Origin of the sequence: Bradyrhizobium canariense (genome assembly GCF_900105125.1) — a bacterium.
GTDB lineage: Bacteria > Pseudomonadota > Alphaproteobacteria > Rhizobiales > Xanthobacteraceae > Bradyrhizobium > Bradyrhizobium canariense_A.
Genome location: NZ_LT629750.1, coordinates 6744988 through 6770645 on the forward strand (window position 1 = coordinate 6744988; position 25658 = coordinate 6770645).

At 60.2% G+C, this 25658-nt stretch carries 16 protein-coding genes; 6 read left to right on the plus strand and 10 right to left on the minus strand.

The genetic code is table 11. The features are described from left to right. Positions 1-312 precede the first annotated feature (312 nt). Together BLV09_RS31905 and BLV09_RS31910 are read left to right on the plus strand one after the other, a co-directional pair. Positions 313-1338 carry an NAD(P)-dependent oxidoreductase gene (locus BLV09_RS31905; protein WP_146690232.1) on the plus strand — a complete coding sequence of 342 codons (1026 nt, stop codon included), beginning with the start codon at positions 313-315 and terminating at the stop codon, positions 1336-1338. A 60-nt stretch (positions 1339-1398) separates the two neighbouring features. Beyond that, a complete protein-coding gene (locus BLV09_RS31910; RefSeq protein WP_349536699.1) occupies positions 1399-2424 on the plus strand; it encodes an aldo/keto reductase in 1026 nt (341 codons plus the stop codon). A gap of 736 nt (positions 2425-3160) precedes the next feature. Here BLV09_RS31910 and BLV09_RS38315 read toward each other — a convergent pair. The 8 genes from BLV09_RS38315 to BLV09_RS31950 all read right to left on the minus strand — a co-directional run bounded on the left by BLV09_RS38315 (position 3161) and on the right by BLV09_RS31950 (position 13742). Beyond that, positions 3161-3394 carry a hypothetical protein gene (locus BLV09_RS38315; RefSeq protein WP_244548858.1) on the minus strand — a complete coding sequence of 78 codons (234 nt, stop codon included), beginning with the start codon at positions 3392-3394 and terminating at the stop codon, positions 3161-3163. Next, positions 3391-5592: a xanthine dehydrogenase family protein molybdopterin-binding subunit gene (locus BLV09_RS31920; RefSeq protein WP_146690234.1), complete on the minus strand. Its 2202-nt coding sequence runs from the start codon at positions 5590-5592 to the stop codon at positions 3391-3393. Before BLV09_RS31920 ends, BLV09_RS38315 begins: the two co-directional genes overlap by 4 nt. Before the next feature lie 13 nt (positions 5593-5605). After that, entirely contained in the window at positions 5606-6586 is a 981-nt protein-coding gene (locus BLV09_RS31925; RefSeq protein WP_146690235.1) for an FAD binding domain-containing protein, read from the minus strand. Beyond that, on the minus strand, positions 6583-7248 hold the full coding sequence (locus BLV09_RS31930; RefSeq protein ID WP_146690236.1) for a 2Fe-2S iron-sulfur cluster-binding protein: 666 nt from the start codon (positions 7246-7248) through the stop codon (positions 6583-6585). The genes BLV09_RS31925 and BLV09_RS31930 overlap by 4 nt, the downstream gene beginning before the upstream one ends. 96 nt (positions 7249-7344) lie before the next feature. Next, positions 7345-7749: a cupin domain-containing protein gene (locus tag BLV09_RS31935; protein WP_157810233.1), complete on the minus strand. Its 405-nt coding sequence runs from the start codon at positions 7747-7749 to the stop codon at positions 7345-7347. A 241-nt stretch (positions 7750-7990) separates the two neighbouring features. Continuing rightward, the gene (locus tag BLV09_RS31940; protein ID WP_146690237.1) at positions 7991-9259 is read right to left on the minus strand and encodes a cupin domain-containing protein; all 1269 of its coding nucleotides are present in this window, start codon (positions 9257-9259) and stop codon (positions 7991-7993) included. Positions 9260-9450: 191 nt separating this feature from the next. Next, positions 9451-12564, minus strand: a complete 3114-nt coding sequence (locus BLV09_RS31945) for an efflux RND transporter permease subunit (protein ID WP_146690238.1) — start codon at positions 12562-12564, stop codon at positions 9451-9453. Continuing rightward, positions 12561-13742: an efflux RND transporter periplasmic adaptor subunit gene (locus tag BLV09_RS31950; protein ID WP_100386189.1), complete on the minus strand. Its 1182-nt coding sequence runs from the start codon at positions 13740-13742 to the stop codon at positions 12561-12563. The genes BLV09_RS31945 and BLV09_RS31950 overlap by 4 nt, the downstream gene beginning before the upstream one ends. 178 nt (positions 13743-13920) lie before the next feature. Between BLV09_RS31950 and BLV09_RS31955 the strand changes: the two genes are divergently transcribed. The 3 genes from BLV09_RS31955 to BLV09_RS31960 all read left to right on the plus strand — a co-directional run bounded on the left by BLV09_RS31955 (position 13921) and on the right by BLV09_RS31960 (position 17460). Then, positions 13921-14334 (plus strand): hypothetical protein, encoded by a 414-nt coding sequence (locus BLV09_RS31955; protein WP_146690239.1) that lies wholly within the window; start codon positions 13921-13923, stop codon positions 14332-14334. A gap of 132 nt (positions 14335-14466) precedes the next feature. After that, positions 14467-14874 carry a hypothetical protein gene (locus tag BLV09_RS37580; protein WP_167558949.1) on the plus strand — a complete coding sequence of 136 codons (408 nt, stop codon included), beginning with the start codon at positions 14467-14469 and terminating at the stop codon, positions 14872-14874. Positions 14875-15105: 231 nt separating this feature from the next. After that, entirely contained in the window at positions 15106-17460 is a 2355-nt protein-coding gene (locus BLV09_RS31960) for an FdhF/YdeP family oxidoreductase (RefSeq protein WP_146690240.1), read from the plus strand. Positions 17461-17545: 85 nt separating this feature from the next. On the opposite strand, the gene rpoH is transcribed toward BLV09_RS31960, so the two are convergent. Beyond that, positions 17546-18478, minus strand: a complete 933-nt coding sequence (gene rpoH / locus BLV09_RS31965) for an RNA polymerase sigma factor RpoH (RefSeq protein ID WP_146690241.1) — start codon at positions 18476-18478, stop codon at positions 17546-17548. 506 nt (positions 18479-18984) lie between these two features. Between rpoH and BLV09_RS37585 the strand changes: the two genes are divergently transcribed. Further along, positions 18985-19347, plus strand: a complete 363-nt coding sequence (locus BLV09_RS37585; protein WP_167558950.1) for a hypothetical protein — start codon at positions 18985-18987, stop codon at positions 19345-19347. A 434-nt stretch (positions 19348-19781) separates the two neighbouring features. On the opposite strand, the gene BLV09_RS31975 is transcribed toward BLV09_RS37585, so the two are convergent. Further along, entirely contained in the window at positions 19782-25322 is a 5541-nt protein-coding gene (locus BLV09_RS31975; protein ID WP_146690242.1) for a trifunctional serine/threonine-protein kinase/ATP-binding protein/sensor histidine kinase, read from the minus strand. Between the last annotated feature and the right edge of the window lie 336 nt (positions 25323-25658).

Here is a 25658-nt window from a genome sequence, read left to right on the forward strand (position 1 = left end):
ACGAAGAGACATTCGTCCGCCTCAGGAGAATTACCGTCGAAGGCCAAGGTAAGCGGGTGCAATTTCGGCACCATTAAATTTCGGTTCAGATAGCTAAATTCGATTTTATTCAGGGCGGGCAGGCACGAACTCCGGCGGAGCGTGTGCCATGCCGTTACCAAGCGGGACCGCGGCTTCAGGTAATCCAAGCAAAAAACGGTAAAGCGCCGCAAGCTGAGACAAGCGCAAGTCCGGCCCATCACCAGATCCCGGATATGCCCGCCGCAAAGGGCACGCATCAGACCGCGCGGCCGCGGCAGATCAGGAGCCCGGATGTCCAAGCACGATTCTCGCTCTCCACCTACCTTCGGAGATGCATCCAAAATTCGGTCCCGCGAGTACTCCGGCAGCTCGAAAGCGACGGCCACCCGCCGGTCCGCGCTTGGCGAAATCGGTTTTGTCGGCCTTGGTCGCATGGGAGTGGCGATGGCTGCGAACCTCGCGGCCGAGGGACGACAGGTGATTGCCTATGTCCGTCACCCGGACCAGATCGGCAAGCTTGAGGCACTCGGTCTCCGGCCCACAACGGATATCGGTGATTTGCTCCACTGCGAGGTCGTCATCAGCATGTTGCCGGATGACGATGCCGTGAGCGAGATCGTGCTCGGTCGCGCCGATGTTAACCTCGCCGGACTGGCGGCGGGTCTGGGTCCCGGCGCGATCCATCTGTCGATGAGTACCATCAGCACGACGACCGCGTCGCTATTGGCCAACGCGCACGCACGGAACGGACAAGGCTACGTGAGTGCGCCGGTGTTCGGAAATCCGGAAGCCGCCAAGGCGCGCCAGCTGTTCATTGTTGCTGCCGGCGCCCCAGCCGATATCGAGCGTTGCCGACCGGTCCTCGACGGCCTCGGACAAAGGACTTTTGTGATCGGTGCCGACCCGGGAGACGCGAACCTCGTTAAATTGCTCGGCAATATGATGAGCGCGACGGCGCTGGAGATGCTTGGAGAAGTCGTTGCTGTAATTCGAAAGCGCGGGCTAGACCCGCAACCTTTCATCGACATTATGACGAGCACGATGTTTGGCGGCCGGGCGCATAAAATCTACGGCGACAAGATTGCGAAACAGACATACGCGCCCGGGTTTGTCTTGCCCCTCGTGCTCAAGGACGTGCGCTTGGCGCTCGCGGAGGCAGAGAAAGCGGGGGTCCCGATGCCTTCGGTGGGCGTGGTTCGGGACCGGTTGATCACAGGTATCGCGCGTGGTCATGGCGAACTCGACTGGACCGCCCTCGGGCTTATCGCCGCGGAGGAAGCGGGACTCGTTCCCGTGCCCGCGGTCATTGGCGAGTAAGGCCGGATTTGTCCGCCGCCTCCACGCCCGGGGCGCGCGCAGTTAAGAAGGAATAGAATCGTGGATGATCAAACAGAAGTTGTCAAAACGAACATGAAGCTTACGCAAATTCCAGGCACCTCACTCGAGGTGTCGCCCGTCGCGATCGGCACTTGGGCGATCGGCGGTTGGATGTGGGGCGGTACCGACGAAGCCGAATCTGTCGCTACCATCCGGGCCGCATTCGAGCATGGCATCAACATTGTCGACACGGCCCCGGTGTATGGATTCGGTCGCTCCGAGGAGATCGTGGGCAAGGCGATCGCCGAAGGCCGGCTGCGTTCGGACGTGCTTGTTGCCACCAAGGCCGGGCTGCAATGGGAAGGCGGACGAGTATCCCGCAACGCCAGCCGCGGCCGGATCATGCGGGAGGTTGATGATTCCCTGCGCCGGCTTCGAACCGATTACATCGACATCTATCAGGTTCATTGGCCCGATCCATTGGTGATGATCGAAGAAACCGCGGAAGCGATGCTCACGCTATTGCAGCAGGGGAAGATCCGCGCCATCGGCGTGAGCAATTTTTCGGTTCTCCAGATGGAGCGGTTTCGCCGTGTTGCGCCGTTGCATGTGCTGCAGCCGCCGTACAATTTGTTCGAACGCGGAATTGAGACCGACCTTCTACCCTATTGCCAGGAAAATAAAATCGCGATGCTGGGATATGGCGCGCTGTGCCGCGGCCTCCTGTCCGGTAGGATGCGGGCGGATACGGTTTTCGATGGAGATGATCTGAGGCGTAGCGATCCGAAGTTCATCGGGCCTCGGTTCGCACAATATCGGGCCGCCGTGGGCCGGCTCGATAGCCTCGCGCAACGCTTCGGCAAGCGCGTTATTCACCTGGCGGTCCGCTGGATGCTCGACCAGGGCATCACGACAGCATTATGGGGGGCGCGTCATCCCGATCAGTTGCAGCCAGTCGACGAGGTGGTTGGCTGGTCGCTCGATCCTTCGGCCAAGGCCGAGATTGACCTGATCCTGCGCGAGACCATCACGGATCCGGTCGGCCCTGAATTCATGGCCCCACCGGCACGCAGCGCCGCGGCGTGACGCAACAAAGGTTGCTCGTATGAAATTTCACGCGGAGCAGTTACGGCTCGATGATACTCTTGATGATTTCCTTGGCCCACATGTCGAAAACGCTGGATCGCTCGACCGGTCTAGTTTTGGGTCTAAAACCTGACGGCGAATTTAATAGTCCTCGGATGTCCCGTTGTTATCTTCAGGTAGTGGCTCTCGTCCGCCACGATCGACTTTAAGAGGCAAGGGCAGCCAGTTATTACGGCGAGCCTAGGCCGGGAGATTTGCGATGGATATGACGGCGCTTCTCCTGTCGCGAACTCAAGTTGCGTTCACCAGGTGATGCGAAGGCGCCGGCCGGTCGCGCCTCCAAGAGATAAGTTCACGCATATCATTAGCCATTAAATTAGCATCCAGGATGTCTTGCGGATCGAGCCGTTATGAATCTCTGGCATGGCGAGGGTCAATTCCGCGACGTGTTGTCGGTGTCTAAATCCGACGCAGATATCCGGCCGGGGACGCGGATTCTGACAACGCCGTGGTTGAGAGCCTGGTGGCATGAATTACACGCGTCCGTCAGATCGGCATAAGCCTTGGCGAATGCCGCACCGTCTTTGGATTGGATCGCGCTGTTGAGCTCCCTGAACGGCCGCTCCACGATGGAGGCTATCATCTCCGGAAAGGAGATATCGTGTTCAAGCGGGTGGGCGTGCCCGAGTCGATCGAATGCGCCGCGGAGATTTCCAAGCTCGTAGGCCGCAAATTCTCAGTTTCCATCCTGCTCGGCCCGCTGGAGCCGCTCGTGCCGCGGTTGAATCGTCGCAATCATCAGGTCACTGATGCTCGGCAGGTATTCGGTGGCACGGGGCGAGGGCGCGACTTCCGGCCCAGCGGCCGTGCCGCGCGAGGTCGCAAGACTAATCGCTGCGGCCGCGGCCATCGCGATCGCGGCAACCACGATCGGGCGGCGCCGGCTGCTCGCTGCGTCTGCCTCGATCATGCGCGCCTCGGCAGCCCGGAAAGCAGCTTGTCGAGCGTGATCGGGTAGTCTCGAATCCGGACTCCGCACGCGTTGTAGACTGCGTTGGCGATCGCGGCACCGGCACCGCAGATGCCGAGTTCGCCGATCCCCTTGCTCTTTAACGGATTGGACTTGTTGTCCAGCTCGGCAAGAAAAATCGCGTCGATGGCTGGAATATCGGCGTGCACCGGCACGAGGTATTCGGCCAGGTCGCGGTTGACGAAATAGCCGAAGCGGGGATCGAGCGTCATCTCTTCCTGCAGTGCAGCTCCCACGCCAAAGACCATCCCGCCGATCGCCTGAGAGCGGGCCGTCTTCGCGTTTAGGACGCGGCCGGCCGTGAACACGCCCAGCATGCGCCGCAGCCGGATTTCTCCGGTATCTTCGTCGACGCCGACTTCGACGAAGTGCGCGCCATAGGATTGTTGCGAGAAATCCTTGTTGTTGCGGCCCGGCTGGATCTCGCCGTCGGCGTCCATCCCCGTGCCGACAAGGTCGGTCAGCTTTTTGGATTGTTCTCCGGATGCGATGCTGCTGTCGGCGAAGCGTGCGGTTGCCGGATCCATGCCGGCCGTCCGCGCCAGCTTTTCACGTAGGGCATTGCAGGCCTCGAACAGGGCCGAGCCCGAACTGCCTGCACCCCACGATCCACCCGAACCCGCTGCCTGCGGAAAGTTGGTATCGCCGAGTTCGACCCGGACGTGTTGCGTTGGCAGGCCGAGCATCTCGGCGGCGATCTGGGCCAGGATGGTATAGGTTCCGGTACCGATGTCGGTCATCGCCATTCGCACGGTGGCGGTACCATCAGGGTCCAATCGGACATTGGCCTTGGAAAGGTGGAGCGGGTTGCCGCGCGTCGCCGCGGCCATGCCCATTCCAACAAGCCAACGTCCGTCGCGGATCTGGCCTGGCTTCGCATTGCGCTTGTCCCATTCAAAGCGCCGCGCACCTTCCTGCATGCAGGCGATCAAGTGACGGCTGGAATAGGGAATATGCTTTTCCGGATCCTCGCTCGGCTCGTTTCGAATGCGAAGTTCGATCGGGTCGAGGTCGAGCTTTTCGGCAAGCTCGTCCATCGCGCATTCGAGTGCCATCAGTCCGACAGCCTCGCCGGGTGCGCGCATTGAGGATGCGACCGGAATATCCAGGGGCGCGAGACGATGTCGCGTCAGCCGATTGGGACCAGCATAGAGCGTGCGGGTTTGAAGGGCGGCGCCTTCGTAAGTTTGCTCGCTGGGTAAATTGCCGGAGAACACATCGTGGCCAATCGCGAGGATACGGCCGTCGCGATCGGTGCCCAGGCGCAGCCGCTGGATGGTGTCGGAGCGGTGCGTCGTGACGTGAAAGATCTGTTGCCGCGTCAGTGCGATTTTCACAGGCCGCTTGAGCTGCCGCGCGGCGATCGCCGCCAGGATGGCATCGGCATTGACCCAGAGTTTGCCGCCGAATCCGCCGCCGATGAACGGGCTGATCAGGCGCACATTCTCAATGGGAATTTTCAGGGTTGTCGCGATGGCCTGCTGACCCTGGTTGAGCATCTGGTTAGCGGTGTGCAGTAACAATTGGTCGCCGTCCCACATCGCAAGCGTGGCATGCGGTTCCATCATCGCATGACTTTGCAATGGGGTGGTATAGATCACGTCGATTTGCACCGGAGCGCTGGCGAACGCACCGGTGAAATCGCCAACCGCACTGTCGGCTGCCTGCGCATCGCTCGACTTTGGAGCGCGCGCCTCGGCGACGTTGGCACGGAGCGCATATTTCCCGGTCGACTGATCGTATTTCACATCCACCAGGTAAGCCGCCGCCCTGGCTTGCTCGAAGCTTTCGGCAACCACGAACGCAACCGGCTGGCCATAACGCGTCACTTGCGGCCCGGTGAGCACCGGGTGTGCCTCACGGTGATTGCCGGTGCCCTGCGCGGGCGCGTTGCGATGGGTGAGAACCAGCGCGACGCCCGGCGCCTTCTCCGCAGCGCGTGTCTCGATCGATCTGATTGTTCCTTTTCCGATCGAGGCTTCCACGACAAAGCCATACAGCACGTTGTCCTGCTGCGTCTCGTAGGCGTAACGCGCGCCGCCGGTCACCTTCAATCGCCCGTCCACGCGGTCGAGCGGCTTGCCGACAATGCCCTGGGCATCGAGGGCATTTGGACCGACGGGTGAATTCATTTCCATGCGTTCGTTCCCTTCAGGTCCGGGTCATCTCTGCCAGCACGCTGTGCAGGGTGCGCCGCGTCAGCGGTATCTTGAAATCGTTGCCGCCGAACCCGCGCGCGCCTTCGAGCACGGCATTTGCGGCTGCGTCGAAGGTGGTCGTGTCTGCGGAAGCGTTCGCCAGCTTTTGCTCCGCCTGCGGTGACCGCCAGGGCTTATGCGCCAGACCACCGAAGGCGAGCCGAGCCGAGCGAATCCGGCCGCGCGTGCTATCGACGATCGCGGCGACGGAAACCAGCGCAAAGGCGTAGGAGGCGCGGTCGCGTACTTTGCGGTAGACCTGCACACCTGGAGGCGGCGGAGGCAGCGTCACCGCAGTGACGATCTCGCCCGGCTTGAGCGACGTCTCGATCTCGGGAGTCCTGCCCGGAAGACGATGAAACTCCGCGATCGGAATGACTTTGGTATCGCCCTCGCGGTTCGACGTCTCTACCTTGGCATCGAGTGCGCGCATCGCGACAGCCATATCCGACGGATGCGTCGCGATGCATTGGTCGCTGGTGCCCAGGATGGCGTGAATACGGTTGAAGCCGGCGAGCGCCGCGCAGCCGGAGCCGGGGCTGCGCTTGTTGCAGGGTTTTGAGATGTCATAGAAATAGTAACAGCGGGTTCGCTGCAGCAGATTTCCGCCGGTCGTTGCCTTGTTGCGCAACTGTGCGCTGGCGCCTGCCAGCAATGCACGGCTCAGGACGCCGTAACGCTGCCGTACGCGAGGGTCGGCCGCGAGATCGCTGTTTCGAACCAGCGCACCGATGCGTAAGCCGCCTTCCGGTGTCTCGTCGATCTTGTCGAGCGGCAGCCGATTGATATCGATCAAGGTAGATGGCGTCTCGACCTGCAACTTCATCAGGTCGAGCAAATTGGTGCCGCCGGCAATGATTTTCGCGCTAGGTTTGACCGCAGCGGCGGCGGCACCGGTGGCTGTATCTGCGCGTTGATAGGTGAAGGCTTTCATGCCGGCGTTCCTGCAGCTTGTTTAATAGCGGCCACGATGTTGGGGTAGGCTGCGCAGCGGCAGATGTTACCGCTCATCCTCTCGCGAATTTCCGGATCGGTGAGTTCAGCGACCGGTTGCGTCAGGTCCTCCGTCACGTAGCTCGGCATGCCCAGCCGGCTTTCGGCCAGCATTCCGATGGCGGAGCAGATCTGGCCAGAGGTGCAGTAACCGCACTGAAAGCCGTCATGCTCGACAAAAGCCGTCTGCAGCGGATGCAGATTCTCGCCTTCGGCCAGCCCCTCGATCGTGGTGATGGATTGGCCGTCATGCATCACTGCAAGCGTCAGGCAGGAGTTAATGCGCCGCCCTTCGACCAGAACGGTGCAGGCGCCGCATTGGCCGTGATCACAACCTTTCTTCGAGCCTGTGAGTGCGAGGTGTTCTCGCAGAGCATCGAGCAGCGTTGTGCGGGGATCAAGCGTCAGCGAATGAGGGTGGCCGTTGATCTGAAGTTCGACATTCACAGGCGCTGGGGGCGGCCCACTTTCGTCGATCGGGCCGGCCGCAAAGACGGCACGCGGCAGCGTGGTCAAAAGCAGAGCGGTGGTTCCAGTCTCGATCACAGTGCGGCGGGTAACCTCAGTTCTGTCGAGCGCAGTATTGGATTCGTACTCGTCCATGATTGCTCCATGCTTGCATAGTCCGCAAAGACTATCGCAGAGGGCATCAGGCTTACGGCCTGCTGCTATCCTGCTGCCTGAAGGAAGACATCCGGCTTACGGCCAGGTGTCGTCCGGAACATTGACGACGATGGGCGTCGCGGTGCTGCGCACGACAACCCATCGAAACGGCTCCAGTTTTGATGGATTGACTTCCATGTGCAGCAGGAAGGCGGGAACGTGAATGAAATCGCCAGCCTTTGCGCGCGCGACGGATTCTCCCTTCGTCCCCCAGCGTATTTCGCAGATGCCGGAGAGGACGTAGGCGATCGTCTCTTGCTCTCCGTGATGGTGAACTCCCGTCCGTGATCCCGGTTCCACCTCGAACAGACCGCCCCACATCGCCGACGCGATGCCGAGCGCCGGCGCGATAGCGGCGCGACGTTCAGAGCCCGGCGTCTGCGCGGTTCCCGGATCGAATTCAGCTGGGCTGACGATTTTGATTGCAGAAAAAGAATTCATGGCGTCCCGCATCAATTTGAATCTTCCACTCGGAAGTTAATCAGCGGCCATTTAGAGAGCCACTAAATTGGAGTTTAGAAAATCCGCTTCGCATTGAAGTCAGGTCACGTGTTCTCGGCGGTCGTGCCAATCGTGACATGTTCACCGCGCCGGCGCGCGAAGCGGATGTCTAAGCAGACAGGTGGCCGAAGTCGGAAGGGGGTGGCATGTTGTTTTCGGCAAAGGCCCCCCCCTGTTCCGATCATACCGGCATGATTTCCGGCTTGTTCTTGGGGAATTTTGCGATCGTAGCCTCGCTCACGTTCAGGTGCTGGGCAACCATCGCCGGCGGCGTACGGGTGATCCAGTCGGACAGCGAGACATCTGCGAAATATGAACTTCTGAACACCTCGAGGAACTGCAAGTCGGTGTCGCCTGTGTTCTTGATATAATGTCCGAGGTTTTTCTTGACGTAGCCGACGTCGCCCGCGTTGAAGTCCATGGTGACGGCGTTCGGGCCAGTGTTGAAGACCGTCATTTGCCCTTTGCCCTTGATCCAGTACTGCCACTCATCGGCGTTGGGGTGCCAGTGCATCTCCCGCAGGCCGCCAGGATGCACCGTTACCAGCGCAGCAGCGACCGTCGTGGAAACGGTGAAGTTGCGGCTGTCGGCAATGTGCACCGTACCGCCCTTGGTCTCGCGCGCCGGGGCTCCCGATCCGAGCGAGAAGGTGAAGGGGTGCGGAGGCGCGCCCCTTCCGCTCACCGCTTCGCGGTCCGCGGCCAGATCGCCGGGTAACTTGCCCTGGAAGATGTAGAGGTCGCGCAGCGGAATGTCCTGGAACGTCTCGGCCGGAACACCGAAATTGTCGGCGAGAATATCGGGCGGCGTATGCGTGAACCATTCCGACACCAGGAGGGTGGTGAATTCGGAGGCCTTGCCTTCATCGAAGCATATCACGAACTCGCAGCCGTCCGGGCCGAGTCCCTGCAGCGAATGCGGCAGGCCGGCGGGGAAATACCACAGGTCGCCTTCTTTCACGTCGGCGATGTAAGGCCGGCCCAATTCGTCGAGAACAGTGATCCGGCAGGTGCCGTAGGTCATGTAGGCCCACTCTGCAAACTGGTGCCAGTGCATCTCCCGTATGCCGCCGGCCGTCAGCCGCATGTTGACGCCGGAAATGGTGTCCGCGACCGCGAAGGAGTCTTGTGTTACCTGACGTGCCCAGCCGCCATTTTGAATGCGCCGTGGCGCGTTGTTGAATGACGCCCAGCTCAAGGGCATGCTGCCGGTGTCGGTTGCGGGCGGAGAGAATGCCCCCGGAAATTGATCCCTTATCGCCGGATTCTGCGGACCTGGATCGATAACGCTTCTTGGATTCCTGGCGTTGATTGCACCCTGCGGCGGATCGTTCGGATTGCCGAAGGTGATATCGCTCTTCACCGGCGTAGCGTTCGCCGTTGTCATTGTCGCTGCCGTCACCAGCCCACCCGCGGCTGTCGCCGCCAACATGTCACGCCGCGAGAACATCGTTTGTCACTCCTGTGCAAGAATGAAGCTTGAATAGTTGAGAGGTAGTCGGGAGCTTTTTGTGCGCCATTAAATTGAAGTTCAGAACGGCCCGCTCACGCGTATGCTGTCGGGCTCGTCGCCTCCTACATTCAGATGCTGGTCAACCGATCCTGGTGGCGGCAGCATTGGAGATGGCTCCGATCTTCGGTTCATTCGGCGGCCTGTCGCTCTGCGTGGCCAGCGGCCGCCTCATTCTTTTTGTCCCCGAAGAACCGGGTCTGCAGCTTGTCGAGATAGATGTAGACGACCGGCGTCGTATACAGAGTGAGAATCTGCGACAGAGCGAGGCCGCCGACGATGGCGTAGCCGAGCGGCTGGCGAATCTCCGAGCCGACCCCCGTGCCCACCATCATCGGCACGCCACCGAGCAGCGCCGCCATCGTCGTCATCAGGATCGGCCGGAAACGCAGTACGCAGGCCTGGTAGATCGATTCCTCGGCCGTCAGGCCTTCGTTGTGTTCGACCTGCTGGGCAAAATCGACCAGCATGATGCCGTTCTTCTTGACGATGCCGATGAGCAATATGATGCCAACGATTGCGATCACGCTCAGATCCATGTGAACCGCCATCAGTAGCAGCAGCGCGCCGACGCCGGCCGAGGGCAGGGTGGAGATGATGGTGATCGGATGGATCAGGCTCTCGTACAGCACGCCCAGGATAATGTAGATGACGAAGAGCGATGCGACGATGAGGATCGGCGTGCTCTTGAGCGATGCTCCGAATGCCTGGGCGTTGCCCTGAAAGCTGGTCTGGAGCGAGAGCGGCGGGTGCAACTCCTTTTCAACCGTCTGAATGCGGCTTACCGCCTGGCCGATCGCGGTGCCGGGCGCGAGGTTGAACGAGATCGTCACCGACGGGAACTGGCCCTGGTGGTTGATCACGAGCGGCGCGACCTTCACCACCGAATCGACCAGCGTCGATAACGGCACCTGCTGTCCGCTCGATGATTTGACGTAGATACCATTGAGCGCTTCGGGCCCGTACTGGAATTTGGGATTGACCTCCAGGATGACATGGTACTGCTGCAGGGTGGTATACATGGTCGAGACGATACGCTGGCCGAAGGCGTCGTCGAGCGTGTTGTCGATCGTGTAAGGCAGGATGCCGTAGCTCGAGGCGACCTCGCGCTTGATCGTGATGTCGAGCATCGGTCCGGCATTGAGCTGGTCGGTGGTGACGTCGGTGATGCCTGGGACCGCCTTGATCTTGTCGAGGAACTGCGTCGCCCAATGGTCGAGCTCGCCGGGATCGGCGTCGTTCAAGGTGTACTGAAACTGGGTCTTGTTCAGCCGCGCGCCGATGGTGATGTCCTGCGCGGGCTGCATATAGAGCGTGATGCCCTGGATTTTGGCGAGGTTGGTCCGCAGCCGTGCGATTACCTTATCGATCGGATCGCGCTGGTCGTTGGGCTTGAGCTGGATGAATACACGGCCGTCGTTGAGCGTGTAGAGGCCACCGCCCGCACCCACCGCTGATCCGACTGTTGCCACGGCTGGATCCCGCACGATGGCATTGAGCAAAGCTTGCTGGCGTTCCGCCATAGCCTGGAATGAAATATCCTGTGCCGCCTCGGACTGGCCGAGGATCAATCCGGTGTCCTGCTCGGGAAAGAAACCCTTGGGAATCACCACGTAGAGATACCCGGTCAAGGCGATGGTGCCGAACATCACCATCAGCGTCGCGAACTGATGCCGCAGCACGATCTTGAGGCCTGCCTCATAGACATTCAGCAGGCCGTCGAAGCCGCGCTCGGACAACCGGTAGAGCCGTCCGTGGTCTTTGCTCTCCGGCTTGAGCAGATAGGCGCACATCATCGGCGTGAGCGTCCGCGAGATCACTAGCGAGAGGACGAGCGCCACGCTCACCGTCACCGCAAACTCACGGAACAGCAATCCGACATAGCCGCCCATCAGGAACAGCGGGATGAACACGGCGATCAGCGAGAACGTGATCGCCATGACGGTGAAGCCGATCTCGCCGGATCCCTTCATCGCCGCGTCGTACGGCGAGAGGCCTTCCTCCATATGCCGTACGATGTTCTCGATCTCGACCACGGCGTCGTCGACCACGAATCCGACCGCGATCGACAGGGCCATCAGCGAGAGGTTGTCGAGACTATAGCCGAGTTCGTAGAGCACCGCGAAGGTGCCGACCAGCGCCAGCGGCACGGTGACGGCCGGGATAACGGTCGCCCAGAAATTACGGAGGAATATGAAGATCACCATGACGACGAGCGCAACTGTCAGCAGCAACGTAAATTGCACGTCGGCAACCGATGCGCGGATGGTCTGGGTGCGATCGGAAATGATATTGACCTTGACGGCGGCCGGGATCGAGGCCTCGAGCACGGGCATCATCGCCTTGACCCGATTCACGGTCTCGATGACGTTGGCACCGGGCTGGCGCTGGATCGCCAGGATGATCGCCCGCTGCTTGTTGTACCAGCCGGCGATCAGTTCGTTCTCTCCCGCGCTGACGGCGCGGCCGATATCGCGGATCCGGACCGGCGACCCGTTGCGGTAGGCGATGACCAGGTCGTCGTATTGGTTGGGCTTGAACAGCTGATCGTTGGTATTGAGCGTGTAGGTCTGGCGAGGGCTGTTGAGCGTACCTTTCGGGAGGTCGACATTGGCCTGACCGAGTACCGTGCGAACATCCTCGAGGTTGATGCCGCGAGCGGCCAGCGCCTCTGGATCGACCTGTACGCGGACGGTCGGCTGTTGCGTGCCTCCAATGCCCACGAGGCCTACCCCGGATATCTGCGAGATCTTTTGCAGCAGAATGTTTTGCGCATAGGCGTCGACAACGGTCAGCGGCAGGCTGTCCGAGGTGATCCCGAGCACCAGAATCGGCGTGTCAGCCGGATTGACCTTGCGGATGAGCGGCGGATACGGCAAGCCCACCGGCAGGTAGGCGTTCGCCGCATTGATGGCCGACAGCGTGTCGCTCACCGCCCCGTCGATGGGGCGGTTCAAATCGAACTGCAGCGTGATCTGGACATAGCCGAGCGCACTGGCCGACGTCATCTGGGTGAGGCCGGGGATCTCACCGAACTGCAGCTCGAGCGGCGATGCCACCGTGGATGCCATGGTCTGCGGGTCGGCGCCCGGCAATTGGGCCGTGACCGTAAGCGTCGGATAGTTGACGTTCGGCAGCGACGCCACCGGCAATAGCGGATAGGCGATCAGTCCGGCCACCAGCAATCCTACCATCAGCAGAGCGGTCGCGATCGGTCGTTGGATGAATGGCGCGGAAATATTCATGGGATCGGCGCCTGCAGTGCGTCTTGTGCGGCTGCTTCCTCTGCGGCATGGCCGTGCAGTATCGCGACCTGCGTGCCGGGCTGCAGCTTGTATTGTCCGTCGACCACGACCTGCTCGTTGGCTTTGAGACCGGAATCAATGAGCGCCTGGCCATCGCTGATTTGCGCGACCTTGATTGGGCGGATTGCCACGGTGCCATCCGGATTGACGACATAGGCATAGGTTCCTTGCGGGCCTCGCTGCACGACCGCTGCGGGAACAGTCAGGCCGTTGTGCCGCGTATCGACCAGCAGCCGCGCGTTGACGAGCTGGCCCGGCCAGAGCCGGTTCGCCTTGTTGGCAAAATTCGCCTTGAGCTGGATCGAGCCGGTGGTCTGCAGGATCTCGTTGTTGACGAGGCCGAGCACCCCTTGATCCAACTGGATCTTGTCATCTTGGGTGTAGGCGAGAACGGGGAGCGGCGCGTTGCTCTTTTGCTGCTGCTGCTGGATTTGCGGCAGGCTCGTCTCCGGAAGGGTGAATATCAGCGAAATCGGATGGAGCTGCGTAACGACGACGAGGCCGTTCGTATTCGACGGGCTGATGATGTTGCCGACGTCGATCTGACGAATGCCGACCACGCCATCGATCGGCGACGTCAGCCGCGTGTAGCTGAGCTGCACCTTCGCGGCGTCGATCAGCGCCTGGTCGGCCTTGATAGCCGCCTGCAGTTCCCCCACTTGCGCTTGCTGGGTCTCGATCAATTGTGGAGTGGCCCAGCCCTTGTCACCCAATTGGCTGTAGCGAGTGAGATTGGCCTGAGCATTGACGAGCTGGGCCTGATCGCGTTCCAGGTTTCCAGTGTACTGGTCAATCAACGCCTGATAGGGACGTGGATCGATCTGCGCGAGCAGGTCGCCGGCATGCACGGTCTGGCCTTCGGTGAAGTTGATGCTGATGATTTGCCCCTGGATCTGGGCGCGCACGATGTCGGTGTTGTACGCAATCACCGTGCCGACACCGCTGAGATAGATCGGCACGTCATGCTGGTCGACAATCCCGGCGACGATCGGCACCGCGGGCGGCGGAGCGGGCGCGGCAACGACTTTCTCCAACGGGACAATATGCGTCAGGTACAGCAGACCGCCGGCCGCAAGCACCGCAGCTATTAAGGCAGGGACAACGACTTTCTTTTTCATGACCGCTCTCGATTACAGATGAAAATTATTTCACTACCGCCTGGAATGATCGACGTTCCGGTTGTTCTGATGGTCAGGCTCGGCTCTTTAATCCGAGCCCGCACCCGTCGGAGTTAGTGTGGATCCGCTCGGATCAATCACGGAAAGAGCGTTCCTCCCTGAGGAGGTGCTTGCCGTCATGGATGAAACAGCGGGCGGAGATGCAACAGTGGGTATCGTTGGCACCAGCGGTGCTGAACTCCCCATGGCACCTACGGTGGGCAATACACTTATCGTCGGTACCGCTGCTGCGGAACTAACCCCAAGATTGCCAATCTCGAAAGATCCCAACGGAAGTCCGGTTCGAGCGCCGCCGCCCGGCGTGGTGGGCAATGTTGATGTTGGACTGGACGAGGCGGCAATGCTGCTTGAGCCGGAGCCGCACATTCCCGACATGCCAGACGTGTCCAGCATTCCCGAGGATGTCGACATTCCCGGCGATGTTGAGGTTCCCGAGGTTGCAAGGATGCCAGGATCCACCGCGGCGGCTGGCGCCGAGGCTCCAACTGCCGTTCCGCCGCCGTCGAAAGTCGCGGTCGATCCGAACATTTGAGATGGCGAAGTCGCCAGCGTCGAACATGCCGTACCGCTGCCCGTGGTTGGAGTTGTAATTGTGCCCGTTACGCCGATGGGTGCCGGACTGACTCCAGCTGATGTGATTTCGGTAGAGCCAAGGGGAATGCCGGTGGGCGAAACCGCCGAACCCGTCTCTAAGCCAAGCGGCGAGGTCGCGCCAATGGCAGGTGTCGGGCTGGCCATTCCGCCAACTTGTGCCATGGCAACGTTGCAGACAACCAGCGCTGGAAGGACTGCGGCGATCAACGCTAATCGTTTACCGGCAGCGTTACCGCAGCGAGCGCCAATGTCGATCAGTTTCGCGACGATCCCGCTTGGTGCGAGGCTATTGGACATCGGTCAATCCCTCCGTAGGGCGCATAGAGCGTCCGAATGGTCGGCCACGGCAGATGTTCAACTTCTCGTTCAGCGCGACCAATCTTGGTCGTCTCGCACCGTACGTCGAAAGCTGATTTGCTCTGAACTGGTCTGCGGCCTGCTGCACAAGTTGGCCGGTTCGCGTGAGCTGTTCAATTAAATACGAGTTTATGCTCTCGTCGCTGATTTCATCGCAGCTGACCGCAAATCCGATTGTCTGAGCTCGAACGAAGGGATGCCGAGCTCATTCAAGAGTCAGAAGTCTGAACTTTATTTTACTTGAGCGGACTTTGTTCACGCCCGATGTCCATCGACCATCTCGGATGGAAAACCATCCGTTCGTAACGAGAATATCTCTCGGCCAAACGTCACCGCGACTATGGAGAGCACAATGAGTGAAGACGATGTCGCAGGCGTCGGCGAATACGAGGGAGCTGCAGCGGGGTGGGGCGCTCTAAAAGCAGTGGCAGATGCCGTGCGTGGTCAAATGGCTGTCGTAAAAGAGACCCGCGGTCTCCTTAGCATGAACCAGCCGCACGGGTTCGATTGCCCAGGCTGCGCCTGGCCTGATCCGAAACATACCTCGTCTTTCGAGTTCTGCGAGAACGGCGCCAAAGCTGTCGCTTGGGAGGCGACAGCTAAACGGACGACGCCGGAGTTCTTCGCCACGCATACGGCGAGCGAACTCTGGAAATGGTCGGATTTCGACCTGGAGAATGAGGGACGGCTCACTCATCCGATGGTCTACGACCAGGCCACTGATCGATATCTGCCGATTTCATGGGACGAGGCGCTTGCAAAGATCGGAGCCGCGCTCCGTGAGTTGCCGCACCCCGATATGGCGGAGTTTTATACGTCCGGTCGGGCATCCAACGAGGCGGCCTTTCTCTATCAGCTGTTTGCTCGGGAATATGGAACCAACAACTTTCCCGATTGCTCGAACATGTGTCACGAGGCGACGAGTGTCGGGCTGCCGGAGTCGATCGGTGTCGGCAAGGGAACGGTGACCCTGGAGGATTTCGATCATTGCGACGCGCTATTTTGTATAGGCCATAATCCTGGGACCAATCACCCCCGCATGCTGACGACCCTGCGCGAGGTTTCGAAGCGGGGGGTACCGATTATCGTATTCAACCCGCTGCGCGAGCGCGGATTGGAGCGGTTCACATCACCGCAGCACCCTGTCGAGATGCTAACACTGAGTTCGACGCCGATTGCCTCGACCTACTATCTGGTGAAGGTCGGCGGTGACATCGCGGTGCTGAAGGGAATCATGAAGACCCTGCTGGCGCTCGATGAGAAAAGCCGTTCCGAAGGTGGTCCAGATGTTCTCGACCGTGACTTCATCAGGAATCATACCACCGGAATCGACGAACTGCTGGTTGATCTCCAAATGACCTCGTGGGACGCGATTGAGGAGGCATCGGGTTTGTCGCGATCAGATATCGAGTTTGCGGGTAATGTCTACGCCAAGGCGGGGCGGGTCATCATCAACTACGGTATGGGAATCACCCAGCATCGCCATGGTACAGGCAATGTGCAGCAGATCGCCAATCTGTTGATGCTCCGCGGCAATATCGGGCGTAAGGGAGCCGGCATTTCTCCGTTGCGGGGCCACTCCAATGTGCAGGGAGACCGCACGGTCGGCATTACAGAAGCGCCGAGTGATGAGCTTCTGGATGGAATAGTTCGCGTGTTTGGATTCGAGCCGCCACGCAACAAGGGCCATAACGCGATCGAATCTATCGAGGCGATCCGGGACGGGCGTTCGAAGGCTCTGGTCTGTCTTGGCGGCAATCTCGCGGTTGCGATGTCCGATCCACAAACGACGTTCAAGGCGATGAGGAACCTCGATCTCGCGGTGCATATCGCCACCAAGCTCAATCGCTCCCATTTATTGGTTGCGAAACAATCCTTCATTCTTCCCTGTCTGGGGCGCACCGAGATTGATATTCAGGCGACGGGGCGGCAGTCGGTTACCGTGGAAGATTCAATGTCGATGGTCCACGCCTCTCGCGGCGGACTGAAGCCCGCGTCCGAGCATCTCAGGTCGGAACCGGAAATCATCGCAGGGATGGCGCTTGCCACATTGCCGAACACGCGGGTCGGATGGACCGACCTGGTCTCCGATTACGGAAAGATTCGTGATTCCATCGAGGCGGTCTTTCCGGCGTTCGCAGACTTCAATGCCCGCATTAAGAAGCCAGGTGGATTTCGGCTGTATGTTGCTGCATCGGAACGAGAGTGGCTGACGCCGACAGGGAAGGCCAATTTTCTCGTCTACCCCGGTCTCGATGAGGATCCGCGTGTCGCGAATCGGGAAGCTCTCACGCTCACGACGATCAGAAGCCATGATCAGTACAACACGACGATCTACGGCCTGAATGATCGCTATCGTGGGATTACGGGACGCCGTGATGTCGTGTTCGTCAATGAGAGGGACCTCGCCAGCCGCGGTCTGAAGCACGGCGATCTCGTCGATGTGAGTGTCGTGCCCGATGCGGTATCGAAACCGGACAAGCGTGTTATGCGCAACCTGACGGCGGTCGCCCACAACATCGCGCAGGGAGCGATCGCGGCTTATTATCCGGAGGCAAACGTCCTGGTGGCGCTCGATCATTACGACACAAAATCCGGAACGCCTTCCTACAGATCGACTCCGGTTCTGCTCCGCGCCTCGCCAAATCATGAAGTATTGCGTCGACTGGTCGAGACCGCCAAGGTGGAAGAGGTCTACGGTACATGAAAAGTGTTTACGCGGAGCTTGTACGGGTTGATTTGTAGTTCAACAACCCAAACGTTTGAAGGAGATCTGCGGATTGGACCCCAGTTCAGGCGCTCCAGGTCTCGAGCATCGCCGCCGGCGCTTTTGTGGCAAGGTTCTTGGCCGCTTTCCTGACTTTTTCGAATGCGCGCGCCTCGATTTGCCGGATGCGTTCACGCGATACGTTGAACTGTTCCGCAAGCTCTTCCAGCGTCAGCGGCTCGTCGACCAGATGGCGTGCCTCGAAGATGCGACGTTCGCGTTCGTCCAGTACGTCGATCGCGGCGGTCAGTGCGTTATGCTGGTGTTCCTTGTCGTTCTGTTCGACGACGATGGCTTCAGGCGAAGGGGACTGATCAACGAGATGGTCCTGCCATTCGTCGGTTTCACCGTCCATATGAACCGGCGCATTGATTGACCTATCGCCGCCGAGACGCCGATTCATGTCGATGACATCCTTGTCGTTGACGTCGAGGTCCTTTGCGATCAAAGCAACTTGATCGGGGCGCAGGTCGCCGCTTTCGAATGCAGCGATCTTGCTCTTTGCCGAGCGCAATTTGAAGAACAGCTTCTTCTGGTTCGCGGTAGTTCCGATTTTCACAATTGACCACGAACGCAGAATGTAATCCTGTATGGAAGCCTTGATCCACCACATTGCATAAGTGGCAAAGCGAAAACCTTTTTCGGGCTCAAAGCGGTTCACCGCCTGCATCAGGCCGACATTGCCTTCGGAGATGATTTCCGAAACCGGCAGGCCGTAACCGCGGTAACCCATGGCGATTTTGGCGGCGAGACGCAGATGGCTTGTGACCAACTGGTTGGCGGCATCACGATCGCCGCGTTCCCGCCAACGTTTGGCGAGCTCATACTCCTGCTTCCTTTCGAGCATGGCAAAGCGCCGGATGTCGGACAGGTAACCTTTGCCGCGTCCATCTCTGGTAAACGCTGGTTGACCTCGTGTCCGAGTTGTGAGGCCCGCGAATTGTCCCTCAATGCCCATATCAATCGCTCCGTCGTAAAAATGGGATAGCTTCTGCCGTTCGAAACTCGATCGGATCACCAAATGATAAGGGCAGCGTACGGAGGAGCCATTAAATTGAGATTTAGGACATTAAATTCGAATTCAGGCGCGGGGTTCGTTGGATGCGGCGTGGTGCTTCTCGCTCACCGCGGATCAGTCACAGCCACGTCATCAGCCATAACGCCTGTGATTCCGATCGAACGTCATGCCACCCAGCTCGCCGCTTCCGTGTCATCACGCTCGAATGGCGTCGGTTCAAAACCACTACTCTCGCAAATCGGGCCCAGCCGGTAGAGCTGGCTATCGCCAATTCTCCAGGTGAGCCCAATAAGTTAGCGAAAGCCGTGCGCTCGCGACTTCCGATTGACCTGCCATTAGTAGGCGCAGGGGTACGTCCAAGTAGACGACGTATTGTACGGGTAATACGGGCAATCAAGGCCGTAGCCGTAAAGGCCGTTGCCAGCGAAATGATGCCTTCGAATGCCATGAAAACCGTGGCCGTAAAGGCCGCCGCCGGCGAAATGATCTCTTCCAACACCAAAGTGATCGTGGTCGAGGTTCGCCATGCGACCGCCGCCAACACCACCGACGCGGTCTCGGCCAAGACCTCCAATGCGATCGCTGCCAAAACCACCGACACGGTCTCCGCCAAGACCTCCGATGCGGCCGCCGCCAAAGCCACCCATATGGCCTCCACCAAAGCCACCGATGTGACCTCCGCCACCGCCGCCATGTCCACCGCCGCCCCCGCCACCGCGGGCTTGTGCACCCGTGGCAAGAAGGCTGCCGGCAAGCACCGCGCTTGCCAAAATCATCATCACTCGTCCTCTCATGTCATTCTCCATTGAGATGGGCGGACTTTCCGCCACAGGCGCTGTCAATACGTTGGTGTTTCAGCGCAGGGCTTTCCAACGTCGCGATTGACTGGAGATGGGAATGCCTGCTTCTCGTCTCTACTAAATTCCCGTTCAATCAACCGAATTGAATACTGAGGCACTGAGCAAAACGGGCAGGCAAGCCAGATACGGCGTGGATCTTGGCTCAGTCGGCTGTCGATGGCGTTCAACCGTCGATCCGGAGGGTCCCCGGCAATAGCGAGGCATTCCCTGATAAGGGCAGCGTTGGTCGCGGCCAAATTGTAGTTTGTTTGGCGAAGTCAAGCAGGGTGGTTGCTATGGGCCACCCCGTCGAGATCAAGCTCGAGGAGAGCTGATGTTAATTTCTTGATCATGAAGATTGGAATCGTTGCCCCGGAAAGAACCGGCTGCACTTCCGCGCAACCTCACGACACCGTGTCTGCGTTAACCGGCAGGGTGAACTGAAACGTAGCACCGTGGGATAAGTTATCCGTAGCCCACAGCTTGCCGCCGTGGGCTTCTATGATCGAACGGCAGATCGAGAGTCCCATACCCATGCCGCTGGATTTGGTGGTGAAGAAGGCGTCGAACAGCCGGTCCGCATTAGCCGCTGGCATCCCGACGCCGGCATCCGTCACACTTACGAGCACTTGTTGCGCATCTTCCTGACGCGATCGGATTATCAATTCGCGCGGTCGATCCGTGATCGATTGCATGGCTTCGATGCCATTCATCACGAGGTTGATAATCACCTGCTGCAATTGGATCCGGTCGGCCGGGATCATGGGTAGAGTAGTTACCAACTCCATTTGCAACGATATCTGGTGGCTGGTCAGTTCGCGCTGCACCAGTGCGGCGATTTCCCTAACGACGTCATTGATGTTGAGTGGCATCTTCTCAACGCTGGTCTTGTTCGCGAGCGAACGGACGCGCTGGATCACTTCGTTCGCACGATTGCCGTCGTCGATAATCCATTTCACCGAGCGTCGCGCTGCGTCGAGGTCCGGAGTTCCGCGGTCGAGCCAGCGGAGACAAGCCTCTGCGTTGGCAACGACGCCAGCGAGCGGCTGGTTCACTTCATGCGCGATCGAGGCGGTGAGCTGCCCCATTGTCGTGACGCGGTTGACGTGCGCGAGCTCCATTTGGGCCTCGAGAAGGCGTCGTTCGCTGGCACGCAGTTTATCTTCGGCCAACTTGCGGTCGGTCATGTCTATGGCAAAGACAACTCCCTCGTCTCGCTTTCTCTCGAAAAACGCGCCACCGACTAAAATCGGCACGCGGCTGCCATCCTTGCGGAAATACTCCTTCTCGAAAGGCTTGCAGCTTCCAGTCGCACTCATCTGGTCCAGCGCATCCTGGTCGGCGGCGGCCCACTCGGCGGGCGTTAGCTTGGTCCAGCGTATCCGACCTGCGATAAGATCTTCACGGCTGTAGCCCAACATGTCGAGAAAGGCTTCGTTGGCTTCGAGTATCCGGCCCCGAGAGTCTCCGATCATGATTCCGATGATGTTCGAGTCGACCAGGCGGCGGATCCTGGCCTCCCTTTCCCCGAGATCGTTGTACAAACGGGCATTTTCAAGCGAGATCGCCGCTTGCGACGCCAATAGCTCCAGTACCGAGATCCGGTCGGGCGTGAACACGTGCGATGCCAGGTTGTTCTCGAGATAGAGCAGCCCGATCAGCTTGGACTGTTTCATCAGCGGCAGGCAGAGGATCGACCGAGGGAGCTTCCGAGAGATGTACTCATCCGTCGAAAACTGATTCTGCGCCGAGGCGTCCTCAAGGATCACGCTCTCCCCCGTCCGGATCACATAATGGAGCACGGCTTCGGGGAGTTCTGCAGGTGACAGGGCAGCTTCCCGTAATGTGAGCTCAACCTGGCCGCGACCGGTGGTCGCTTCCGCCGCGATCCGTGGCTCGTCGTCCGGGCACAGGATGAGCAGCCCACGCTCGGCGGCGGCGTGTTCGACCGCGATCCGCAGCAGTTTCTCGATGAGCTTGCCGAGTTCGATCTCGCCGGACACAGTCTGCGCGGCCTTGAGCACCGTCCCGACATCCAGCCGCTCGACGGGCGCGCCGATGGTAGCGGCGAGAGATGCGGGGATTGGCGGGTCGCGGAGATGCAGATGAATGTGTTCGAGTTGTCGCACCTTGCCGTCAGCTCCCCAACGCAGGTAGCCGTAGCGGGCCTCCTGCAAATACACACGAGCGATCTTCTCGAACCCCCGTGCCGCGTAGAAGCGGGAAGCGAGTTCATTGGCGAGCGCCTCATTGTGAATAAAGCCGTAGTCGTGGGCCGATCGGATCGCCCGTTCGTAGAGGCGCTCGGCATCGATCTCCCGGCCTTCGATCCGCGCGATCTCGGCGCCGACAAGCGCGGCGCGGTTTTCGAAATTGCTTGGGCAATTCGTCGCCCAGACTTCGAACTGTCGGTGATGGGCAACCAGAGCTGCGACGTGCTGCCGGCGTTGGTCGACTGCGGCGGCGTCGCAGACTGCCGCGAGGGAAAGCGCCCCGTAGAAATGATACTCCGCCGCTTCCACAGCGTATCGCGCTATCCAGAGCAGCGATTGCGCCCTCGATGCGGCATTCACGGCTGATGTATAGTCACCTGCAAGAAAGCGCGCCTGCAACTTGCGTGTCCAATAGGAGAACTCGGCACGCGCCAGATCCGGGTTAGCGGCCAAACGGCGCTCGATCCGAATCTCGTCAAACTCCGCATCGTTAAAGGAGCCGAATTTCGGCGTAAGTCCGCGCAGAGTCCGGAGCAGCCCAAGCTGGATGGCGATGAGGTCAATGACCACCCTGAACTGGGCCTTGTCTGCAAACGCGAGACCATGCTCGGCTTGGCGCTGCACCTCGGGAAGCGGGTCGCCCACCGCGAGAAGGTTCGTGGTCAAGGCGTGGCAACTATACGCGCTGAAGGTCAGGTCGCCGTTCTTGTTGGCCACCTCGAACGCCCGACGCAGCAGATCGCGACAATCTTTGAAATGTCTCGTCCAAGGGAGAACGTGAGTTCCAAACTGGTTATAGACTCTGGCCTGGGAACCCCAGAGACGGCGTTGCTCGACCAGCTCATAGCCAAGCTGGCCGAGGCGAAGACCGCCCCTATAATCGCCAAAACGCGCGCCGGCGATTGCGCCAAGCATTACGTAGGCGAACGTCGAGCCATCGCTGTTACCACGGTCGAGGCTGAGATTGACTGCTCTACAGATGACCAGGCAAGCCAGGTTGGCCTCTGTGTACATAGCTGCAGCAAACACCTTGGTCAGAACATTCAGAGTTGCGAGGGAGGCCGGGTCGGTCATCATGGGCAGATCAACGAGCTCCTCGATCGGACGGCTCCCAAGTTGCAACCAGATCCGATCGTATTCTCGGCGCGCTTCTTCTTCTGTTGGATGCGGCGACCAGTGGATGCCCAAACGCCCGAGGCAATCGAGACCGACGGCAATGGCGCGCGCGTTCCGACCGACGGTCGTGTACAGATCGACGCACACGCACACAACGGTCGCCCGCTCCACCGTACTTGCGGCGCGGGTCGAAAGCACATTCAACCGCTGCTCCGCTTCTGGCAGCGCTCCGGTGAGGAGCTCGCATTCGGCCCGGTGCAGTTCCAGCGCAAAGGTGAGTTCGTGCCGGCGGTCCCAGGAGTCTTCCGGCAACAGGGCCGCACCGGCGGTCAGATAGGTGATCGCCGCGGCGTAGGCGGTCGTGGCTTTGGCGCGCCGGCCGGCGATCAGGTTGAGTTCGGCCAGTTGCTCGCGCTCGTCTTGTGAGGTGATCAAGGCGGCGCCGCGGTTGAGCTGATTGACGATTTCGAAGATCGTCTCTTCGCGCTTTTCTGCGGGCGTATGCGCCACGAGCAGCCTTCCGATCAGGAGGTGCGCCTCGGCACGCACCCGCTCCGGTATGAGCGAATAGGCGGCCTCCTGGACACGGTCATGGATGAACCTGTACGAGCCCTCCAGGTGCTCGACCAGTTCCAGACGAACGGCTTCCCAGAGATCCGAACAGACCTCGTCGTTCGATTTTCCGAGAACGGCCGAAAGCATCGTGATTTCGGCGACGTTGCCGAGGCAGGCGAGCCGCTGCAACGCAGCCTGGGTGTCGACGGGCAGGCGGGTCAATTTCCCGACCATAAGGTCCACCACGTTGTCAGTGTATCGCTTGGCGTGAAGGCGATCGAGCTCCCAGCGCCAGCGCGCCGCTTCATGATCGAAGCGGAGCAGCCCCTCTTCGGCGAGCGCGGAAATGAACTGAATGGCGAAAAACGGATTGCCACCCGTCTTCTCGTGCACCAGTCGCGCAAGCGGGGCGGCCCGGTCGGGCGCGCAGCGAAGCGTATCCGCAATGAGCCGGCCCAGGTCTTCCTGGGCGAGCGGCGCAAGTCTAATCTCCTGCACGGACGCGCCCGCCTCGCGGATAGCATCGAGCTTCCGGATCAGCGGATGAGCGGCATCGACCTCGTTGTCGCGATAGGCGCCGATCAGCATGAGGTGCTGCAGATCCGAGCGGATCAACAGATCCGCGAGCAAGTCGAGCGTCGCCGCGTCAAGCCACTGCAAATCGTCGAGAAAGAGTGCGAGCGGATGTTCCGGTCGGGCAAACACACCAATAAATCGGCGGAACACCAGTTGGAAACGGCTTTGCGCCTGCTTCGGTTCAAGCTCCGCGACCGGCGGCGGCTCACCGATGATGAGCCTCAGTTCGGGGATGAGGTCGGTCATGAGCCGTGCATTCGGGGCCAGCGCCTCCAGAAACGCGCCGTGCCAGATCTCCAGCTCGGTGTCGCTCTTGCCAAGAAGCGGTCGCACAAGGCTCTGAAAAGCCTGCACCAGGGTCGAATAGGGAATGTCGCGCTTGTACTGATCGAACTTGCCCGATGCGAAAAGGCCGCGCGGCGGCAGCAGTGCCTTGTGCAGTTCGTTCACGACCGAGGATTTACCGATGCCGGAATAGCCGGTGACCAGCACCAGCTCCGGCGCGCCGTTTTTGACAATGCGGTCGAAGGAAGCGAGCAGGGTCTCGACCTCGCGCGCTCTGCCATACAGTTTCTCGGGGATCAGCAGCCGGTCGGGAATGTCTTGTTGGCCCAGCGGGAAGTCATCGATGTGACCTCGGGCTTCCCAGTCGGTCAGGCACTGCCGCAGATCGCGCTCGACACCAGCGGCGGTTTGGTATCGCTCCTCGGCGGTTTTGGCGAGCAGCTTTAGGACGAGGGCGGAAATCACGGCCGGAACCGTCTCCAGCCGCTCGCTTGGCGGCACCGGCTTTCTGGCGATATGGCAATGGACCCACTCCATGGGATCGGCCGCCGTAAACGGCAGTGAGCCCGTGAGCATCTGGTAGAACGTGACGCCGAGCGCATAGAGGTCGCTGCGGGCGTCGATCGAGCGGTTCATTCGTCCGGTCTGTTCGGGCGCCATATAGGCGAGCGTGCCCGCGATCGACGCTGGCGGCGCGGGAGCTTGGCGTTCGCGCGGCAGACGCGAGGCAATGCCGAACCCCGTCAGCCACACACCGCCGCTTGCAGCATCCAGCAGGATATTTGCCGGCTTGATGTCCTTGTGGATTAGGCCTCGCTCATGCACTTGGCGCAGCACCCCCGCGAGAGGGATTGCGATGCGCAGGAAATGCGATACGTCCAGTGGCTGGCCAAGCAGCCGATCGAGCGGCGCACCGCCGGGATCTTCAAGTACCAGCGTCGTGCGGTCGTTGTGGTGTGTCAGCGCGACGGGTCGCGCCGCCCACGCACCATCCAGGTCGTCCTTCAGTCCGTATTCGTGAGTGAGGCGATTGAGGCTGTCGAATGTTGGCTGCTCTGCGGCGGGAAACACGACGAGGACCGTGTTCCGGTTGCCGTCGGCGCCATCGCGCCATCCCCTGCAGAAGACGCGATCGCCATCCTCCCACACCACCCGGAGGCCACTATCCCCGCCAACGTCGAACCAAGAGGATGAGATCATCCGCCGGACTCCACCGCCAGACCGGTGTGAAGATACTAAACTACCATTCGTCCCATGCAGACGATCGCCCGGGCGCGAATTGAACTAGTAGCTTACCACATACGGGGGGCGCACAAGGATATCCGGTTCTGTGGGTACAAGGCTGCCGACTGGCGTCCCCCTTTGCCGGGTTTGAAAAAGATGATGCCGATTAAAATAACAAAATTGGTGGTCATTATGACGTAATAGTGAGCCGATGTGGTCAGCGAGAGCGTCATCCGAACGTCACCGCATGGCGCTTTCTCTGCGCCATGCGGGGTGTTCGCTCGATCAACTGGCTAGTACACGGGACCTGTC